15 protein-coding genes and 1 pseudogene are annotated in these 17,853 nt (G+C 66.2%); 8 read left to right on the forward strand and 8 right to left on the reverse strand.

Annotated features, from left to right (window positions below; all coding sequences use genetic code 11):
• Positions 1-35: 35 nt before the first annotated feature.
• Positions 36-158 (reverse strand): annotated as a pseudogene (locus BCL67_RS15435) (AraC family transcriptional regulator); the annotation flags it as partial.
• Between the two features lie 73 nt (positions 159-231).
• Positions 232-726: a two-component system response regulator gene (locus tag BCL67_RS06905; RefSeq protein WP_181255920.1), complete on the reverse strand. Its 495-nt coding sequence runs from the start codon at positions 724-726 to the stop codon at positions 232-234.
• A 226-nt stretch (positions 727-952) separates the two neighbouring features.
• On the opposite strand from BCL67_RS06905, the gene BCL67_RS06910 reads away from it, so the two are divergent.
• From BCL67_RS06910 to BCL67_RS06920, 3 genes are all read left to right on the forward strand, one after another.
• Positions 953-1,894, forward strand: a complete 942-nt coding sequence (locus BCL67_RS06910) for an ABC transporter substrate-binding protein (protein ID WP_181255921.1) — start codon at positions 953-955, stop codon at positions 1,892-1,894.
• Positions 1,895-1,901: 7 nt separating this feature from the next.
• Complete coding sequence (locus tag BCL67_RS06915; protein WP_219886436.1) at positions 1,902-2,726, forward strand: ABC transporter permease; 825 nt, start codon at positions 1,902-1,904, stop codon at positions 2,724-2,726.
• A gap of 63 nt (positions 2,727-2,789) precedes the next feature.
• Complete coding sequence (locus tag BCL67_RS06920; protein WP_258174840.1) at positions 2,790-3,587, forward strand: ABC transporter ATP-binding protein; 798 nt, start codon at positions 2,790-2,792, stop codon at positions 3,585-3,587.
• Positions 3,588-3,594: 7 nt separating this feature from the next.
• Here BCL67_RS06920 and BCL67_RS06925 read toward each other — a convergent pair whose 3' ends face one another.
• Both BCL67_RS06925 and BCL67_RS06930 read right to left on the reverse strand, forming a co-directional pair.
• Complete coding sequence (locus BCL67_RS06925) at positions 3,595-4,872, reverse strand: MFS transporter (RefSeq protein ID WP_106122725.1); 1,278 nt, start codon at positions 4,870-4,872, stop codon at positions 3,595-3,597.
• A gap of 7 nt (positions 4,873-4,879) precedes the next feature.
• On the reverse strand, positions 4,880-5,353 hold the full coding sequence (locus BCL67_RS06930; protein ID WP_106122726.1) for an Lrp/AsnC family transcriptional regulator: 474 nt from the start codon (positions 5,351-5,353) through the stop codon (positions 4,880-4,882).
• A gap of 473 nt (positions 5,354-5,826) precedes the next feature.
• Here BCL67_RS06930 and BCL67_RS06935 point away from each other — a divergent pair, with 473 nt between their 5' ends.
• From BCL67_RS06935 to BCL67_RS06955, 5 genes are all read left to right on the forward strand, one after another.
• Positions 5,827-6,555, forward strand: coding sequence for a LysM peptidoglycan-binding domain-containing protein (locus BCL67_RS06935; protein ID WP_106122727.1), 729 nt, complete (start codon positions 5,827-5,829; stop codon positions 6,553-6,555).
• 145 nt (positions 6,556-6,700) lie between these two features.
• A complete protein-coding gene (locus BCL67_RS06940) occupies positions 6,701-7,843 on the forward strand; it encodes a glycoside hydrolase family 26 protein (protein ID WP_258174842.1) in 1,143 nt (380 codons plus the stop codon).
• 218 nt (positions 7,844-8,061) lie between these two features.
• Positions 8,062-8,802, forward strand: coding sequence for a class II glutamine amidotransferase (locus tag BCL67_RS06945; RefSeq protein ID WP_106122728.1), 741 nt, complete (start codon positions 8,062-8,064; stop codon positions 8,800-8,802).
• A 77-nt stretch (positions 8,803-8,879) separates the two neighbouring features.
• The gene (locus tag BCL67_RS06950; RefSeq protein WP_146131103.1) at positions 8,880-9,179 is read left to right on the forward strand and encodes a hypothetical protein; all 300 of its coding nucleotides are present in this window, start codon (positions 8,880-8,882) and stop codon (positions 9,177-9,179) included.
• Positions 9,180-9,434: 255 nt separating this feature from the next.
• Positions 9,435-11,792, forward strand: a complete 2,358-nt coding sequence (locus BCL67_RS06955; protein ID WP_106122730.1) for an FdhF/YdeP family oxidoreductase — start codon at positions 9,435-9,437, stop codon at positions 11,790-11,792.
• 184 nt (positions 11,793-11,976) lie between these two features.
• Here the strand turns inward: BCL67_RS06955 and fmdA are convergent, their stop codons facing one another.
• The 4 genes from fmdA to BCL67_RS06980 form a co-directional block, all read right to left on the reverse strand.
• Positions 11,977-13,236, reverse strand: a complete 1,260-nt coding sequence (gene fmdA / locus BCL67_RS06960) for a formamidase (protein WP_106122731.1) — start codon at positions 13,234-13,236, stop codon at positions 11,977-11,979.
• Between the two features lie 401 nt (positions 13,237-13,637).
• Positions 13,638-14,270 (reverse strand): AmiS/UreI family transporter, encoded by a 633-nt coding sequence (locus BCL67_RS06970; RefSeq protein ID WP_106122733.1) that lies wholly within the window; start codon positions 14,268-14,270, stop codon positions 13,638-13,640.
• Between the two features lie 127 nt (positions 14,271-14,397).
• A complete protein-coding gene (locus BCL67_RS06975) occupies positions 14,398-16,878 on the reverse strand; it encodes a ComEC/Rec2 family competence protein (protein ID WP_106122734.1) in 2,481 nt (826 codons plus the stop codon).
• Positions 16,875-17,759 (reverse strand): ComEA family DNA-binding protein, encoded by an 885-nt coding sequence (locus tag BCL67_RS06980; RefSeq protein ID WP_106122735.1) that lies wholly within the window; start codon positions 17,757-17,759, stop codon positions 16,875-16,877. Before BCL67_RS06980 ends, BCL67_RS06975 begins: the two co-directional genes overlap by 4 nt.
• Positions 17,760-17,853: the final 94 nt, after the last annotated feature.

Below are 17,853 nucleotides of genomic sequence, written 5' to 3' on the forward strand. Positions count from 1 at the left end.
GATGCATCGGCACAGGACAAACCTGCTCAGCAGGCTCAGCTGAGGTGTGAGGCCCGCTCCACCGGCAGCCACAGTTCGGTCGTGGCGGTGCTGAAATCGGCGGCGCGGTCGAGCACCGCCACGATCGACGGTCCGGGGCGCAGCCGCCAGCCCGTGCTCGACAGCCCTGGCGCAACATCCAAGGCCTGACATCCTGAGCACGACATCCCCGGCGCGGCAGCCAGATCCGGATCAGGGCACCCAGCGGTAGCGGTGCTCGGGGCGTGCCGCCTGGCCGTAGCGCAGGGTCAGCTCCGCCCGGCCTTCGGCGCACAGGTGCTCCAGATAGCGGCGGGCCGTGACTCGGGCAATCCCGGTGGTCTCCGAGACCTCGACGGCGGAGACGTCGGCGTCGGTGGAGCGCAGCACCTCGGCCACGCGTTCGGCGGTCGCCAGGGTCAGACCTTTGGCCATCGAGCGGGAAGCCATCGGCCGCATCATCCCGAAGAGCGCGTCGACGTCGTTCTGCGGGACGGTGGACAGCGCGGCCATCCGCTTGCGTGCGGCGGCGTAGCGTTCGAGCTGATCGCGCAGCTGGCGCAGCGGGAAGGGCTTGATCAGGTAGTGCAGCGCCCCCATCGCCATGGCGGTGCGCACATGCTCGACGTCGCGCAGCGCGGTGATCAGCACGACGTCGACCACGCCGACCTCGCGCAGCCAGGCGGCGCTGCGGAGCTCCTCGAGCACCGCCAGCCCGGTCCGGTCGGGCGCCGGCCCCGCGTGCGGCGGAGTGAGCTCTCGGACATGGTCCCTTCACGGCGGAGCAATGCCGCCGAAACACCGGCTCCTTAGGCTTCAACACGTGTATACGACCGCGTCCACAAGCGCGGATACACCCGTCTCGGGGATGCACTGCATCCCGCGCAGACGACTCCGTTCACGTTCAGAAGATTCAGCCTCAGGAAATGGGACCATGAAAACCACTGCTCTGCGGACGACCACGTTCACCGCCGTTGTCATGACCTCCGCCCTGACCCTGACCGGATGCACCGGCGAACCCGACCGAGAAGATGACGACGTCATCAGCATCGCCACCCAGCGTCAGCCACACCTCTACGCTCCCTACGCCTACGAGGACTTCGCACCCGAAGGAACGACCATCGAAGTCGTGCCGATGGATACCTCCACCGATCAGATGACCGCGCTGCTCTCCGGTGACGTGGACTTCGCACTGATGGGCGTCCCGACCGTGATCACCGGGGTCTCGGAGGGATCTGACATCACGCTCGTCGCCTCCGGCGCCGACGGCGGCAGCGGACTCATCGGTGATGCCGAGATCGAGGGCGTCACCGACCTAGAAGGCAGAACTGTGGGCTACGTCCCCGGCTCCTCGCAGGAGATGGCGTTCCGGCTGCTGGCCGAGGAAGCGGGACTGGACCCGGACACCGACATCAACATGGTCAATCTCGGTTACGCCGACATGCATGACGCCTTGAGCAGCGGGGACATCGACGCCTTCGCAGGAGCCGAGGTCGGGGTCTCGCTCTCGCTTCTGGAGGGTGCCGAGCCGGTCGAAGACATCTATACCACGCCCCTGGGTCCGGTGAACATCGGACTTGCGACCACCGGCACGCTCGCCGAGGAGAATCCCGATCTGGTCCAGGAGCTGCTCGGCATCCATGAGCAGGCGACGGCCCACCTCGAGGAGAACCCCAGCGAGTGGATCGAAGCCGTCCAGGAGCAGTTCTCCTTCGAGAACGAGGTCTTGGAGCAGGCGGTAGAGAACATCTGGCTGCGTTCGGACATCGACGAGGAGTACCGCAGCAACATCGACGAGCTGGCGCTGCAGATGCAGGAGCTGGAGATCATCTCTGAGGCACCCGTGGCAGACGACGTCGTCACCGAGATGGAGTGAGGCGCTGATGACAGCTCTCGCCCCCACGGCCTCTGCAGAAGTGCGTGAAGCTCCGCCGCGACACGAACCGGCCGCGCCGAGACGTCGGCGCTGGTCACCGCGGGCTCTACTGCTGGCGCTCCCAGTCCCGATCGCGGTGCTCGTGCTCTGGAGCCTCGGCGTGCAGTTCAGCTGGAACTTGCCCTTCGGCATCCGCATGGCGCAGCTGCCGACTCCGTCCCAGGTCGGGATTCGCCTTGCGGACCTGTTCTTCGGCGGTCTGGTCCCCGGGCCCTACAGCGGAGATATCTGGAGACATATCTGGGCCTCCCTGGTTCGCGCGGGCAGCGGATTCGCCCTGGCGGCCGCGCTCGCCGTGCCGTTCGGGATCCTGCTGGGACGATCCAGGAGCGTCACGCAGCTCTTCGAGCCGCTGATCAACATCGTGCGCCCCATACCTGTGACCGCATGGGCTCCGTTGGCGCTGATCGTCATCGGCATCGGGGACCGCTCCGCGATCTTTCTGGTCTTCCTCGCGGCCTTCTTCCCCATGCTGATCAGCACCTCTGCCGCGGCGGCGCAGGTTCCCCCACGGCTGCTCGAGGCGGCCGCCATGCTGGGCATGAAGCCCTGGAAGCGAATGATCCTCGTCGTCGCCCCGGCCTCGGTGCCGGGCATCTTCAGCGGGCTCCGCGTGGGCCTTGGCCTGGCGTGGGCGCTCCTGGTCGTCGGTGAGATGACCGGCGTCAACATCGGACTCGGCGCGATGATCATGGAAGGCCGAGTCGTTTCACAGATCGACCTGATCATGTCCGGAATGATCATCATCGGGATCTTGGGGGTTCCTCTCTGATCGATTCCTGGTCTTCGCCTTGAAAGTCATCTCCCGCAATCGCCCCGTCCTCCAGGAGGTCACATGAGCATCACCGCCGACTCACCATCGATGACGACCCAGACCACCGAAGCGCTGTCCTTCACGAACGTCGGAAAACGCTACGGCGAGGGACCCTTCGCCATGCAGGGATTCGACCTCCAGGTCAGCCCCGGGGAGCTGGTCGCGATCGTCGGGGCGAGCGGATGCGGAAAAAGCACCGTGCTCCGAATGATCGCCGGCTTCGAATCGCATTCCGAAGGCGAGATCACCCTGGACGGCAACCCTGTCTCCTCCCCCGGCCCTGATCGCGGATTCGTCTTCCAGGACTATGGCTTGTTTCCGTGGCTCAGCGTCGCGGAGAACGTCGAGCTGGGACCGAAGCAGAAGGGACTCCCCCGTGCCCATAGGCGTGATCTGGTCGAGCAGCACCTGGATCTGGTGGGGCTCGGCCGGGTCAGGGACAAGTACCCCCATCAGCTCTCTGGCGGCATGCAGCAGCGCGTGGCGATCGCCCGCGTGCTGGCGAACCGGCCCACAGTGATGCTCATGGACGAACCCTTCGGGGCCCTGGATGCATTGACTCGGGAACAGATGCAGTCCGACCTTTCCCAGATCCGACGCTCTGTGGGGACGACCGTGCTGTTCGTCACGCACAGCATCGAAGAAGCGGTGCGCCTCGCCGATCGGGTGGTCATCATGACCGGTGGGCTGTCCCAGGGTATTCCCGGTCACATCCGACGCATCTTCGACGTCACTCTCGGACTGGATCGTGACCCGACCAGCGTCGAGTTCACCGATCTGGAGCGCCTAATCTCCCAGGAAGTCCACGCCCAGGGCTGACCTCCGGCTAGAGCACGTCCACCCGGCGGCCGGCGAAGAGTCCCACCACCGCCATCACGACGACGGCTGCAGCGATGATCCACAGCACCGGGGACCAGGAGCCGGTGAACTCGAACAACGTGCCGGCCAGCAGCGGGCCCACGGCGGCGAGCAGATAGCCGACTCCCTGAGCCATGCCGGAGAGACGACTGGCCTCCGCTGAGGTCCGGGCGCGCATGCTGATCAAGGTCAGTCCTGCCAGCAGGTTTCCTCCGGAGGCGAAGCCGACGATCAGCGCCCAGGCCGGCATCGCCGCAGGCAGGAAGATGATGCCGAGCACCCCGATGAACATGATGGCTGCCAGCGCCACGACCACCGCGCGCTGGTCCTGAGCGCGCTGCATGATCGGACCCATCACCAGGCTCGCAAGGATCCCGATGGCCTGGTAGGCGCCGAGCCAGAAGCCTGCGGCTGCCTCGGTGACGCCGTGGGAGGTCTGGATGGCCGGGAACCAGGTCAGCATCAGGTAGAAGATCCCTGACTGCAGGGCGAAGTAGGCGGTGACCTGCCAGGCGACCGCGGAGCGCCACATCGTGCGGCTCCGGGAGCCCGCCGCAGGCAGCGCCGGGTCAGGGACCGCTGAACCCACATCGGCTCCGGCGGCAGCCGCTGGGCTCGTGAGGTCTGACCCGCCAGGCGTCGCGGCGGAGCCGGAATCGGTCCGCTGCGGGCCTCGAAGCCGGACTCCCCAGAGGGCGGCGGAGACGAGCGCGAAGAGGGCCGAGACTCCGAGGGTGAATTCCCACCCCCTGGCCGCGGCCACCGGCACCGCCGTGCCGGAGGCGACCGCCGCACAGCCGACGAGCACGGCCGTATAGAGCCCGGTCATGACCGGCACTCGGGCGGGGAAGTCACGTTTGACCACCGCCGGGACCAGCACATTGCCCACCCCGATGGCGGCGCTGAGGATCACGGTGCCGGCGAAGAGCGAGAAGCTGCCCAGCGGCAGAGACCGCAGCAGCGTGCCGAGTCCCAGCAGCAGCAGTGAGACGAAGATCGTCCGCTCCAGGCCCCAGCGGCGCCCGAGCGCGGCCACGAAGAGCGCCACGACGCCGAAGCCCAGTGCGGGGATGGCGCCGAGGAGCCCCAGGGCTGCCGGACCCAGCCCGGTGTCCTCACCGATACGTTCGATGAGTGGACCCACCGCGGTGATCGCGGGACGCAGATTGGCCGCCACGATCAGCACCGTGACGACCATCAGCAGATGCGGCAGACCCCGAGGCGCAGACTCCCCGGCAGCGCTCATGCGGGACTCACTCGTCGAAGGACTTCCCGGTGTTCAGATGTGGGCGCTGACTCTTGATGATCTTCATCGGGAAGGCGGAGTCCGTGCCCTGGACCCCGGGAATGGTCAGCACCTTCTTGGTGAGGAACCGCTCATAGGCGTGCAGATCGGCGACGGCGACGCGGGCGAAGTAGTCGGGCGAGCCGAAGAGCCGGAGCAGCTCGAGGACCTCCTCGTAACCTGCCATGGTGTCTTCGAAGCGTTCGACGGTCTCGCGGTCTCCCCATTTGAGCTCGATGTCCAGACCGACCTCGAAGGACTGACCCAGAGACTCGGGGTTGATGTCCGCGGTGTAGCCCAGGATGACGCCTTCGGCCTCCAGTCGCTGGACGCGGCGCAGGCAGGGACCGGCGGTGAGTCCGACCTTCTGGGCCAACGCCGCATTGGAGATTCGTCCGTCTTCCCGCAGCGCAGAAATGATTGCGCGATCCACACCGTCCATCGTCTGATTCTTGCACCAGATTCACCGCTTCGGCGGTTGGGGCACCAAAATTCCCACATTGTGGAAACGTCGTCCAGGGTGGCAGGGCACCGGAAGAACGTCTCGATCCGGTCCTTCCGTCACAGCTGGGTCACTCACATGTTATTCACAGAAACGTTGATAACAGCCAGGTAACGAAGCATTTTCCGCGTGATTCCGGGCTTCTTGGGTGCCTGACGTCACCCAAGCTCCGGTTGACGCAATCAAATCGAGACCTTTTACTGGTTAACGGACATCTTCTGTGATGCCGCTGTGACGACTGGGCCACCGTTCCCAGGCTCACCACACGGCATCAGGAAGCACCGGGGTCGGCTACCCACCACCGTCCATGCCGACTCGGGTGAAACTTGACCGCTACACACCATGAAGGCGGACGGTGACACTAGGACGGCCCGGGAGGGTCACGAGTGCAGGGACTTCGGGACTCAACTCTCATGCAGACCAAGCAGACTTTCAAGAAGGTTCTCGGCGGCTCTCTCGCTGCCGCCACGCTGGCCGGTGCGGCCGTCGTCGCTCAGGCCCCGGCCGCAAGCGCCTCGGGTCAGTGGGACCAGCTCGCACAGTGCGAGTCCGGTGGCAACTGGTCGATCAACACCGGCAACGGCTACTACGGCGGCGTGCAGTTCTCCCAGCAGTCCTGGCAGGCAGTGGGCGGCTCCGGTCTCCCCAGTGATGCCAGCAAGTCCGAGCAGATCAGCCGGGCACACGCACTCTGGGAGATCCAGGGCTGGGGCGCATGGCCCTCCTGCTCCGCGCAGCTCGGCCTCTCCGGCAACCCGGGTGGCGGCGGCAACACTGCTCCCGCACAGTCCGAGCCGGCACCGGAGCAGTCAGCTCCCGAGCCCGCACCGGCCCCTGAGCCAGCACCCGCTCCTGAGCCCGCACCGGCGCCCGAGCCAGCACCCGCTCCTGAGCCCGCACCGGCCCCCGAGCCAGCACCCGCACCGGCACCTGAGCCCGCCCCCGTGGAGCAGGCACCGCAGCAGGTCGAGGTTCAGACCTCGGGCGAGACCTACACCGTGCAGGCCGGCGACTCGCTGTCCAGCATCGCCAACGCTCTGGGCCTCGACTGGAACGACATCTGGAACGCCAACACTGACACCGTCCAGGATCCGAACCTGATCTTCGTCGGCGATCAGCTGAAGCTGCCCGTCGCAGGCTGATTCAACATTGTGCCACCCGGCACACCATGAGGGGGCGTCAGCGCACAGCTGACGCCCCCTCACTGTGTGTCCCACCGAAGTGAGGAGCCCTGTGCGGCCACGTCTGCGATCTGACCGCCTGTCTCCCCTGCTCGCCACTGCTGCCGTGAGCGCACTCACGGTCGGATGCTCGGCCCCTTCGGAGTCCGGGCCCCAGGCGGAGAACTCCTCGCCCACCCACCAGCGGTTGGCCGGGCCGACGCAGGCGCTCCCCGGGGACCGTCCGACCATCGGATTGAACCCCGACTGGGGCGTCGAGACGCTGGAGCAGTTCGCCACTACGACTGGCGTCACTCCCGGCGCCGCCGTGTCCTTCATCCACATGCCGTTCTCCGAGACCGATGCCGAGAACGTGCGCGACGCCGCCGACCAGGTCGCCGGAATGGGCGGGGTGCTCATGCTCACTCTGGAGCCGCATGAGGGGCTCGAAGCCGTCACCGAGGAATCGATCGCCGAGCTGATCGATCTCCTCGTCGAGGTCAATGACGCCGAGGTGCCGGTCATGCTTCGCTTCGCCCACGAGATGAACGGGTCCTGGTACCCCTGGGGCATGCAGCCCGAGGCCTATATCGACGCCTTCCGCGAGGTCGCCGCGGCGGTTCGCGAGCAGACCACGGGCACCGAGATGATCTGGGCGCCGAACTACGGCGGCGGGTATCCCTTCGTCGGCGGCCAGTACGCGCCCGAGCCCGGCACCACCGACTTTGAGCTGCTGGACACCGACGGCGATGGCGAGCTGACCCAGCTCGATGACCCCTACGATCCGTTCTACCCCGGTGACGACGTCGTGGACTGGGTCGGGATGTCGCTCTATCACTGGGGCGACTCCCATCCGTGGGGCAGCAACGACCTGCCGGAGCCGGAGAAGTTCTCCGAACAGCTGCGCGGGACATACTCGGGGCTGGCAGGCGATGAGAGCATGCTCCCGGACTTCTACGAGCTGTACGCCGCGAATCGCGACAAGCCCCTTGCCATCCCGGAGACCGCCGCGTTCGTCACCGCTGACGCTGACCCGGATCTGGCCCTGGAGATCAAGCGGCAGTGGTGGCAGCAGATCTTCGCCGAAGACCTGCGCTCTGAGTTTCCCCAACTGCGTCTGATCAACTGGTTCAATTGGGACAAGCACGAACCTGAGGTCGACGGGCTGGTCCGCTGGTCGGTGAGCACCGATCAGGACATCGCCGATGCCTTCCGTGAGGACCTTCCCGAATGGGTCGCTGAAGCCCACGATGTGAACCGGGCCGGATGACCTGGAGCATCAGATCACTCCGAGCTCCGGCCTGAGCTGAACCAGCCGATCCCGCTTCCGCGCCAGCTCACGGCCCCGACGAGTGACGATCACCGACGTCGCGCTCGAGGGGTAATCTCACCCTGCGCGGGTGATGTGACGCATCGCACGGGTACGTAGGATGAAGCTGCCGCGCGCCGTCGCGGTGTTCGGATCCGTCCCGATGGCAAGGAGACGACATGTGTCGCTGGCTGGCGTATTCAGGTTCCCCCGTACGGTTGGATGACCTGCTCTATAGACCCACCAACTCCCTGGTCATGCAGAGCAAACACTCGCGGCTGGGAGCCGAGACCACCAACGGCGACGGGTTCGGGGTCGGCTGGTACGGGGCGGGACCGACCCCGGGGGTCTTCCGCAGCACCGAGCCGGCCTGGCACGACCGCAATCTGCGCGAGCTCGCAGCGCAGGCCTCCGCCGGCCGCGTGTTCGCCCACATCCGGGCCACGACCGGTACGGCTGTCCAACAGACGAACTGCCACCCGTTCCGCCACGGTCGCTGGCTCTGGATGCACAACGGGCTGCTCACGGGCTTCCTGACCATGAAGCGTGACCTGGCCATGGCGGTCGATCCCAACCTGTATCCAGAGATCGAAGGCTCAACCGACTCCGAGCTGTTCTTCTACCTCGCGCTGACCTTCGGTCTGGAACAGGACCCCCGCACGGCCGTCGCCGAGGCGGTCGGCTTCATTGAGGACATCGCGACGCTCCGCGCTCAGTACCCGGACCACCCGATGCTCCAGGGACTCTCCGACGACACTCGGCTGGTGGTCTCCGAACCGTTGGGGGATCTCCGGGGCGCATGGCAGGAAGTGCCGGACGCGACCTGCGTCGTCGTCCACGGAGGCGAGGTGGAGCTCAACCCGTTTGTGCCCGCTGTACCGAGCGTCGCGGGCCGCCAAGACCGCGTCTCCACCGCCTGAACCTGGGATGATGTATGGACCACTCAGGCGTCCACAACGGGGCGTCCATGCGTTCCCGCTTCGCTCGGAGGCACGTCATGTCCAGGACCTTCCAACGCGTCATGGGTGTGGCCTTGCTGCTCGGTGCGGGTGCCCTGAGTCTGCCGGTGACGGCAGCCTTGTTGGACGGCTCTGCCGCCGAGAATTGGATCATTCCGGTGCAGGCGGGGGTCATGGCAGTCATCGGTGCGGTGTGTGGCCTGGCCCTGCCAGCCCTGGCGCCGACTGACGTCTCCACGGCCGTACGGGCGCTCATCGGCGCCGGGTGGGGCCTGATTGCGGGCACGGTCGGTGTATTCGTCTTCTGGTTCCTGCTAGGTGGGTTCGGGGGCACCTGACCGCTGGCTCACGCTTCAAAGACGCCGAGTTCTGCACGGCGCCGAAGTCGGCGGAGAGGGCAGAGCGCTACCGCCGATAACGGAGCTTCGTCAACGAACCGGTCGCAGGGAGTGGCCCCCTGCGCCGACACGTCCCCTGGCGCCGCATCTTCGGCGCAGACGGGGCGGCACCCTGAGACCTCGAGGCGGCTCGTGGGCCACAATGGCACGAGTAGCACCGCTGGCTATCGAGATTCGGCCGAGAAGGGACGCCTGATGACTCGCTCCAACCCTCCCGTGGATGAAGCCGACGAGAACGATCTCGAGATCGGCAAGCCCAAGGAGTGGGCCGCCGGAATTCCGGGCGTCTATCACTCGATGCAGCCGGCGCTCAAGCACATGGGCATCGAGCGCAGCGCGCGGACGCTGCTGGCGATGAATCAGAAACAGGGATTCGACTGTATGAGCTGCGCCTGGCCGGACCCCAGCGGTCACCGGAGCACGTTCGAGTACTGCGAGAACGGGGCCAAAGCGGTCACCTGGGAAGCCACGCCGGTGACAGTCGCCTCAGACTTCTGGGCCGAACATCCGATCAGCGAGCTGCGCGGCCGCTCCGAGTACTGGCTGGGAATGCAGGGCCGGCTCACTGAGCCCGTGTACAAGGCTGCGGGTGATACCCACTATCGTCCGATCGACTGGGACACCGCGATCAACCTCGTCTCAGAGAAGCTCAAAGGACTCTCCTCCCCTGACGAGGCTGCCTTCTATACCAGCGGCCGCGCCTCGAACGAGGCGGCGTTCATCTACCAGCTGTTCATCCGCGGATTCGGCACCAACAACATGCCCGACTGCTCAAATATGTGCCACGAATCGTCCGGCGTCGCGATGGGCGAGACCATCGGCGTCGGCAAGGCAACGGTCGCCTACGACGATTTCCTCACCTGCGATCTGATGATCCTGATAGGCCAGAACCCCGGAACGAACCATCCGCGCATGCTCAGCGCCATGGAGAAGCAGAAGGAGAACGGCGGTCAGATCGTCGCGGTCAACCCCCTGCCCGAGGCAGGTCTGCGCCGGTTCAAGAACCCACAGAAGCCTCGGGGCATTCTCGGGCGAGGCACCGATCTGGCTGATCAGTTCCTGAAGATCAGAGCAGGCGGCGACATGGCGCTGCTGCAAGCGGTCTCCAAGCGGGTGCTTGAGGCTGAGGAAAGAACCCCCGGCCGCGTGCTTGATCAGGAGTTCATCGCCCAGCACTGTGCGGGGCTCGTCGAGCTGCGTGAACACCTGTCTCACCTGGAGGAGCAGACCGTCCTGGACGCGACGGGACTGCGTTCCGAAGAGATCGATGAGCTGACCGATCGCTATATCAACGCTGACTCGGTGATCATCACCTGGGCGATGGGCGTCACGCAGCAGAAGAACGGTGTCGGGACGATCAAGGAGATCATCAATCTGCTCCTCCTGCGGGGCAACTTCGGCCGACCAGGAGCCGGTGCATCACCGATTCGCGGGCACTCCAACGTCCAGGGTGACCGCACCATGGGAATCTGGGAACAGATGCCGGCGTCCTTCCTCGATGCGCTCGGGCGTGAGTTCTCGTTCGAACCTCCCCGCGAGCACGGGGTCGACTCGGTGGCCGCGGTGCGCGGAATGCGGGACGGTGACATCAGGTTCTTCCTCTCCCTGGGCGGCAATTTTGCGGCCGCAATGTCTGACACCGCGGCCACGGAGGCGGCGATGCAGAACCTTGAGATGAACGTGCAGATCTCCACGAAGCTGAATCGATCCCACACCGTGGTCGGCCAGGAGGCTCTCATCCTGCCGACGCTGGGCCGCACCGAGATCGATGTCCAGGCGTCTGGCCCGCAGTTCGTCTCCGTGGAGGACACGGTCAGCGCGGTCCATTCCTCCGAAGGCCGGGTCGAACCGGTGGCGCCCGGCCTGCTCTCAGAGGTCGCCATCGTCAGCCGGATCGCCCAGGCGACCCTGGGCCCCAGGATTGCAGCTGACTGGCAGGGGTTTGAAGATGACTACGATCTCATCCGCGAGCACATCTCCCATGTGGTGCCGGGCTGTGAGCACTACAATCAGCGGATCCGGGAGAAGGACGGCTTCCTGCTGGCCAACGGGCCGCGTGACTCCCGCACGTTCAACACGCCAAGTGGCAGAGCGAGGATGACCGTGAATGAGTTGGACCCGATGGACTGTCCGTCCGGTCGACTGATTCTGCAGACCATGCGCTCCCATGACCAGTTCAACACCACCATCTACGGCTACAACGATCGGTACCGCGGGATCAAGAAGGGCCGACACGTGATCCTCGTGAACCCCGAGGACCTGGCTCTGCTCGGCTTCCGGGATGGTGATCTGGTGGATGTGCACGGCGAGTACCTGGACGGCAAAGACCGGGTGCTGAGAGGATTCCGTGCCGTGTCCTACCCCACGGCCCGTGGCTGCGCCGCTGTCTATTACCCGGAGGGCAATGTTCTGGTGCCGCTGGATGACACCGTGCAGGGCAGCAACACCCCGGTATCGAAAGGGATCATCATCCGGTTGGAGCGCGCGACGAACGGTCCCGCCGGAGGCAGCAGCGAGGAGAACAAGCACGACAACATGCCTGAGACGGTCTGACTGCCGAACTGCGATCCACAGCCCGGGCTTTTTCTCGGTGCCCACGCGAACGCCACGCGTGCCGAACGCTCACCGACTATGAGCAGCTGGATCTGCCGCACCCCTCGCCTGGGTGAACGCCCCCGCCGGCTCGTCGAAGAGCTCTGCACTCACAGGGGCGCTCACCCATGCACCTCAGGAAGGGCTACTTCTGATTGGCTGCACTGGGTGCACCGATCCCCGGGTCGATCTGTACGGGACCCGACGCGGACGGACGAACGTCGAAGTCGAAGATCGCGGTCGGCAGATACACCGTTGAACACGAGTTCGGAATATCGACGACGCCCGAGAGCCGCCCTTCAATCGGCGCCGCGCCGAGCAGCAGGTACGCCTGCTCCGGGCTGTAGCCGAACTTCGTCAGGTAGTCGATGGCGTGCAGACATGCTCGCTGGTAGGACAGGTGGGAGTCGAGATACCGCTGTTCACCGTCGAGAGTCACGGAGGTGCCGGAGAAGGCCAGCCACTCGCTGTATTGCGGATCGACGTTGCCGGGCATGAAGATCGCATTCTCTGAGACGCCGTAGGTCTCCATACCCCCCTTGATCACATCGACCCGGAGGTCGACGAAGCCACCCATCTCGATGGCCCCGCAGAACGTGATCTCGCCGTCGCCCTGGGAGAAGTGCAGGTCACCGAGAGACAGGTTCGCACCGTCGACGAACACCGGATAGAAGACCCGACTCCCCTTGGTGAGGTTCTTGATGTCCTGATTTCCCCCGTTCTCGCGGGGTGGTGCGGTACGGGCCGCCTCGGAGCCGACTCTGTCCCACTCACCGTGATCAAGCCCACCGAGGACCGCATGCTCAGACTCGGGAGGAAGCGCGAGCGGAGGCACCCGGTCTGGGTCAGTGCCGATCAGTGCCCCCTCGCGAGCATTCCATTTCGCGAGCAGCTCCGCTGAGGGCGCGGTACCCATCAGTCCTGGATGGACGATGCCGGTGAAGGAGACACCTGGGACGTGCCGCGAGGTGGCGGTCTGACCCGAGAAGTCCCACACTGCCTTATAGGCGTCGGGGAACTGTTCGGTGAGGAACCCACCCCCATTATTCGTTGAGAAGATGCCGGTGTAGCCCCAGCCTTGACCGGCGAGCGGGCCCTCGTCTTCCTGCGGAATCGGACCGACGTCCAGAATGTCCACGATCAGCAGGTCTCCGGGCTTCACCCCCTCGACGTGGAACGGTCCGCTCAACACGTGGACCGTGAGCAACGGGGCATTGAGGATGTCCTCCGCGGAATCGTTGTTCTCGATGGCACCGTCGAACCATTCTCGGCAGTCCACCCGGAAACTTTCGCCGGGCTTCACCGTCGCCACGGGCGGAATCTCGGGGTGCCAGCGGTTGTGGCCGAGCTTCTCCTGGTCGCCGAACTTCTTGGAGGAATCTAGCTTGAACAGATTTTTGGGCATCTCTACTTCTCCTTCTGAATTCAACACTGCCTGTGGTCACGTCAAATGTCGGGCAGAAGAACCTCCGTTCAGGTCCGCGGGAGCTTCGCGTGACGCGGGTCCCGAGTGACCCGGGCCGGCCGTCCGGCTTGCTGGGGCAGCCTGGTCACAACTTCAGGCTCGTGTGCGCTTCGCAGGGAAGCCTCTGCGGCTTTGAACGCCGGACTACCTGCTCGGGACAGATTCACCGAGGTGATGAGCCGGACGGCCGATGCCTCGCAATATTGGCAGCGGCGCTGCCGCGGAACGTCGTCCATCGAATAAGAGGCGTCGAACCTGCAACCGTGCTCGCACTTGAAGCTGTAGACCGGCATATGGCCTCACCATCCTGTTGCTGTCGGGCCCTCGAAGGGGCGTTTCTTTCAGGTCGACGCATCCACCGTGTTCTTGTCGCGCGAGATGCTGGTTCTCTTCGGCGCGCCGAGGAGCCAGGCGAGGACGAACAGTCCGACTGCCAGCGCCGCGCCGATCAGGGCTGATCCATCGCCGCTCGGGTAGTTCTGTGTCAGCAGCAGGAACGACGGGATCGCCCCGGTGAAGATGCCGAGGAACACGGTGAACCAGCCGGTACGTCGCTGGATGCTTTCTCTGCCGAGGCCGAGCAGCACGAAGAACATGGACCAGAGCACTGCCCAGGAGAACCAGATGACACCGAACAACGGGTCATCGATCAGAGTGAAATGAAGGGTGCCGTAGACCACGGCACATGCTGCGACAAAGAGCGAGAACCAACCCAGACCTTCGCCGGGTGCACCGGTCAGGAGGTTCCACGCAACGTAGAGGTAGGTGAATCCGAAGAGGAACAGCCCTGATGCGCCGAGTATGACCCCGGGGTCACCGTCGGACTGTGTGAGGATGATCGTCGGAAACACCACCTGCATCGCTCCGACGAACAGGTTCATGGCTGCGGCGGCTTTACCAGGAACGACACCCAGCAGCATCAGTCCGTTGATGACCAGGACCGCACCGACATAGAGCAGACCCACACTACCCATGATCGCCTCCCCGCGATGCTGAGAAAAGCGGCTTATAATACCAGTCTGTCTTCTGATCAGGAAATTGTCGAGGCCTTTTCTGGCTCAGAGCGCAAACCACTGGGGCCTGAGGGTTCGTCGATCCGGTTCAGGGAACTGACAGTGCCTCGAACCCTTCTGAATCCACGGTGAAGACGACCGTGCCGTGTAGGTCGGTGCGGTAGACCGCAGCACCGAGACCCTCCAGAGTGCCCAGGATCTCTCCCGAGGGATGTCCATAGCTGTTGTCCTCTCCGACTCCGATCAGCGCCGCGGCAGGACGGGTCGCCTCCAGCACCTGCGTACCCCCGTTGGCCGCTCCATGATGAGCGACTTTCAACAGATGAACCCCTACAGGCGCTCCCACGCGACGCAGCAACGACGAGGCCACCTCCTCCTCGAGATCACCCAGTGTCAGCACCCGCAGCGGTTGACCGACTGAGCCCACCGTTGCGTCGGGCAGCTCGGGGTCCGCGATCTCGAAGAACGCCACCAGCGAGTTGTCGTTGGCCTCGGTGTGATGAGACTCCGCAGCCCACACCGTCATCCGCACACGGAGCTGATCAGTGAACTCGAACGTCTCGCCAGCCTGGGGCCGACGCACCTGGGTGCTCGAAGGCAGCTCCGCGACAGATTCGACCTCGGTTGAGACATCCCACCCGGCGCTCCCGGCATGCAGGATCGACCCCGCCGCACGGTCCTCGATCACACCCGGGGCGCCTCCGTAATGGTCACGGTGTTCGTGGGTCAGCAGCAGCGCCTCGACCGTCTCGACCCCGAGCGTCTCGAGGCATTGGTCCGCCAGCATCGGGTCCTCCCCCGCATCCACGACGACCCCGGCGGACTCCTGCGTGCGGATCACCAGCATGTCCCCTTGGCCCACATCACACAGCGCCACCCGCCACTGATCAACACCACGCGAGGGCGCGAGCGCCGTCACCGGAAGCACCAGGGCCACTACGGCTGCAGCGGCTCCCGCCAGGACAGCCACATGCCACCCCCGGAACCGATCCACCAGTCCCCAGGCCAGGACCACCGCGGCGAAGAGATAGAGCACCACCAGGGCCCCGCCCACCCAGCCTTCGGGCCACGGCGCCGTGGCCTGTGGCAGTCCGGCCGCGAACCTGCCGATCAGCCCGAGACAGGCGGCGGCCAGTCCGCAGCACCAGAGGATCGGTGCCGCCAACCAGGGCAGGGTCGTGGAGATCACCGCCGCGAAGGTCCCCGGCACGGTGATGAACGGGACGAACGGTGCTGCCAGAACGTTGGCCGGCACGGCATAGGTGCTCATCGACGACGAGAGCGGCAGCAGCACCGGCGTCACGAAGAGCTGAGCGGAGAACGCCAGGGCCAGCGGAGCCGCGATCACCGCGGGCAGAAACCCCTCGAGGCGCTCCCGGATCCGCGTGCCCAGGATCACGATTCCGGCGGTGGCGGCAGCGCTCAGCTGGAACGCGGGCTCCGTCGCGTAATAGGGATCAAAGACCAGCAGCCCGAGCACACAGAGGCAGAGCAGCGAGAACGCCGCCCGGCCGCGACCGGCGAAGAGCGCAATCGCTGCGATGCTGCCCATCACCCCGGCCCGGATCACGCTGGGTTCCGGGTGCACCAGCAGCACGAAGAGCACCAGTCCGATGAGCGCGACCGGAACCGTCATCCAGCGCGGCGCACGCAGCAGACGCACGGTCCCGATGAGGGCGCCCATGACCAGCGCGCAGTTGGCTCCGCTCACCGCGGTCAGGTGACTCAGGCCCGCGGCGCGCATCGCCTCGCTGAGCTCCTCATCCTGGTACGTACGGTCCCCCAGAATCAGCCCCGGCAACAGCGCGGGGGCGTCGCCCAACGCATGGGAGGACGCCGCCGCGGTGGCGGAGCGCAGCCTGTTGAAGATCTCAGTGAACTCGGCGCGATCATCGGCAGGAAGCCGCTCCAGCGCCTCGCCGAACGGAAAGACCACAGCAGTCTCCCTCTGGCCCGGCTCGGTCGAGCGGAGCCTCACCAATCCCTGATAGCGCTGACCCGTGAGAAGGGGCAGGTCCTCGGCGGCGGGTCTCACGGCGGCGTCTCCGTCACCTCCAGCGTCTGCGGCGTCTCCATCATCTCCAGCGTCTGCGGCGTCTGCGGCGTCCTGGATGATCACCACCGGGGCGTCCACAACGGCAGGGATCTGCGCGCCCGAGAGCGAGGCCGTCTCCACCAGCGCCCGGGCCATGACCCGGGTCTCGCCCCCGAAGCCTGGGGTGGCCAGCAGCTCCGGCTGACCGGAGATCCGCAGCGTGACCATGACCGGGGCGTCCCCCTCCACCGCCTCCGCCCAGCCGCTCAGCTCATACCCCCGGGCCTCAGCCCCCGCCTGGAGTGCGACGACTCCCGCCAACACGCAGCAGAGCAACGCATGCAGCATCGCCGGATGTAACACCAGCCGGTGGAACAGACCGACACTCACGCCCAACAGGCCGCCTGCTCCCAACAGGATCCAGCCCAGCTGCAGCGCCGGCTCCCAGGGCAGATGCACCGCAGCCAGCGCCACCGCCCAGGCGCTCAAGGCGGTGGGCAGCAGCCGCAGATCCAGCGGCTTCCTGGCGGTCACCAGGTCACCAGACCCTCCACGTCGGCCAAGATCACCGGCCCGATCCCGCTGACCCCGGCGAGCTCCTCCAAGGAGCCGAAGGGGCCGTTCGCCTCCCGGTAGCTGATGATCCGCTCCGAGAGTGCGGGACCGATCCCGGGCAGCTCGTCCAGCGTCGCGGCATCGGCGGTGTTCAGATTGATCAGTGACCCGGCCCCAGGATCCGGTCCCACACCGGACCCTGCACCCGACTCCGCCTGCGCCCCTGCTTCGGCCCCCGGCGGCCCGGCAGCCTCCCGGCCGGCAGCCGGTGGTCCGGTCCCGGCCTCGAACTCCTCCGGCGTCGGCACCCAGATCACGGTGCCGTCCTGGACCGGTGCCGCGAGATTCAGCCCCCGCGGATCCGCCTCGGCGGTCATCCCTCCGGCGGCCTCGATCGCCTCGTGCACCCGCGCTTCCGCGGGCAGCTCCACCACCCCCGGCTCCTCGACGGCACCGGCCACGTGGACCACGACGGGCCTCGGCTGCTCCGCACCCGGCGGCCCCTCCGAGGTGCCTGGCGGTGGGCTCCCGGCACCTGCTTCACCACCGGAACCCGGGACTGCCGGGGCGGCCGAGGAGTTCGGGGGTGATGGCGCCGACGGACCCGAAGATTCCGCAGTCCCCGCCGCGTCCGTCCCAGACTGCCCGGCTCCCTGCAGCGCCGGGGGGTCCGGCACGGGGGCTCCCGCCGGGCCGGAGGTGCTGAGCCAGGAGACCCCCAGCCAGGTCAGCACCGCAATGACCAGGACCACCACTCCGGCGAGCTTCAACCGGATCCGCGCCGGGGCGGAGTGTTCGAGTTCGCGCTCCGCGCGCAGCCGTTCGCGCCGCGTCAGCTGATCCTCCGCCCAGACCTCCATGGGGCGAGGCTATTGCCGGGATGGTTCAGCTGCGCGGAGCGAGACCGGGCTGTGCGCAGACCGTCGCAGCGTCGTCGTCGGACCGGGCTTGGGG

This window comes from Nesterenkonia sandarakina, from assembly GCF_003003175.1.
Taxonomy (GTDB): Bacteria; Actinomycetota; Actinomycetes; order Actinomycetales; family Micrococcaceae; genus Nesterenkonia; species Nesterenkonia sandarakina_A.

Bases quoted from the DNA above. Each gene is read 5' to 3' on its own strand.
- BCL67_RS06910 (WP_181255921.1), top strand. From the start codon at position 953: ATGAAAACCACTGCTCTGCGGACGACCACGTTCACCGCCGTTGTCATG.
- BCL67_RS06915 (WP_219886436.1), top strand. From the start codon at position 1,902: ATGACAGCTCTCGCCCCCACGGCCTCTGCAGAAGTGCGTGAAGCTCCG.
- BCL67_RS06920 (WP_258174840.1), top strand. From the start codon at position 2,790: ATGAGCATCACCGCCGACTCACCATCGATGACGACCCAGACCACCGAA.
- BCL67_RS06925 (WP_106122725.1), bottom strand. From the start codon at position 4,872: ATGAGCGCTGCCGGGGAGTCTGCGCCTCGGGGTCTGCCGCATCTGCTG.
- BCL67_RS06930 (WP_106122726.1), bottom strand. From the start codon at position 5,353: ATGGACGGTGTGGATCGCGCAATCATTTCTGCGCTGCGGGAAGACGGA.
- BCL67_RS06935 (WP_106122727.1), top strand. From the start codon at position 5,827: ATGCAGACCAAGCAGACTTTCAAGAAGGTTCTCGGCGGCTCTCTCGCT.
- BCL67_RS06945 (WP_106122728.1), top strand. From the start codon at position 8,062: ATGTGTCGCTGGCTGGCGTATTCAGGTTCCCCCGTACGGTTGGATGAC.
- BCL67_RS06950 (WP_146131103.1), top strand. From the start codon at position 8,880: ATGTCCAGGACCTTCCAACGCGTCATGGGTGTGGCCTTGCTGCTCGGT.
- BCL67_RS06955 (WP_106122730.1), top strand. From the start codon at position 9,435: ATGACTCGCTCCAACCCTCCCGTGGATGAAGCCGACGAGAACGATCTC.
- fmdA (WP_106122731.1), bottom strand. From the start codon at position 13,236: ATGCCCAAAAATCTGTTCAAGCTAGATTCCTCCAAGAAGTTCGGCGAC.
- BCL67_RS06970 (WP_106122733.1), bottom strand. From the start codon at position 14,270: ATGGGTAGTGTGGGTCTGCTCTATGTCGGTGCGGTCCTGGTCATCAAC.
- BCL67_RS06980 (WP_106122735.1), bottom strand. From the start codon at position 17,759: ATGGAGGTCTGGGCGGAGGATCAGCTGACGCGGCGCGAACGGCTGCGC.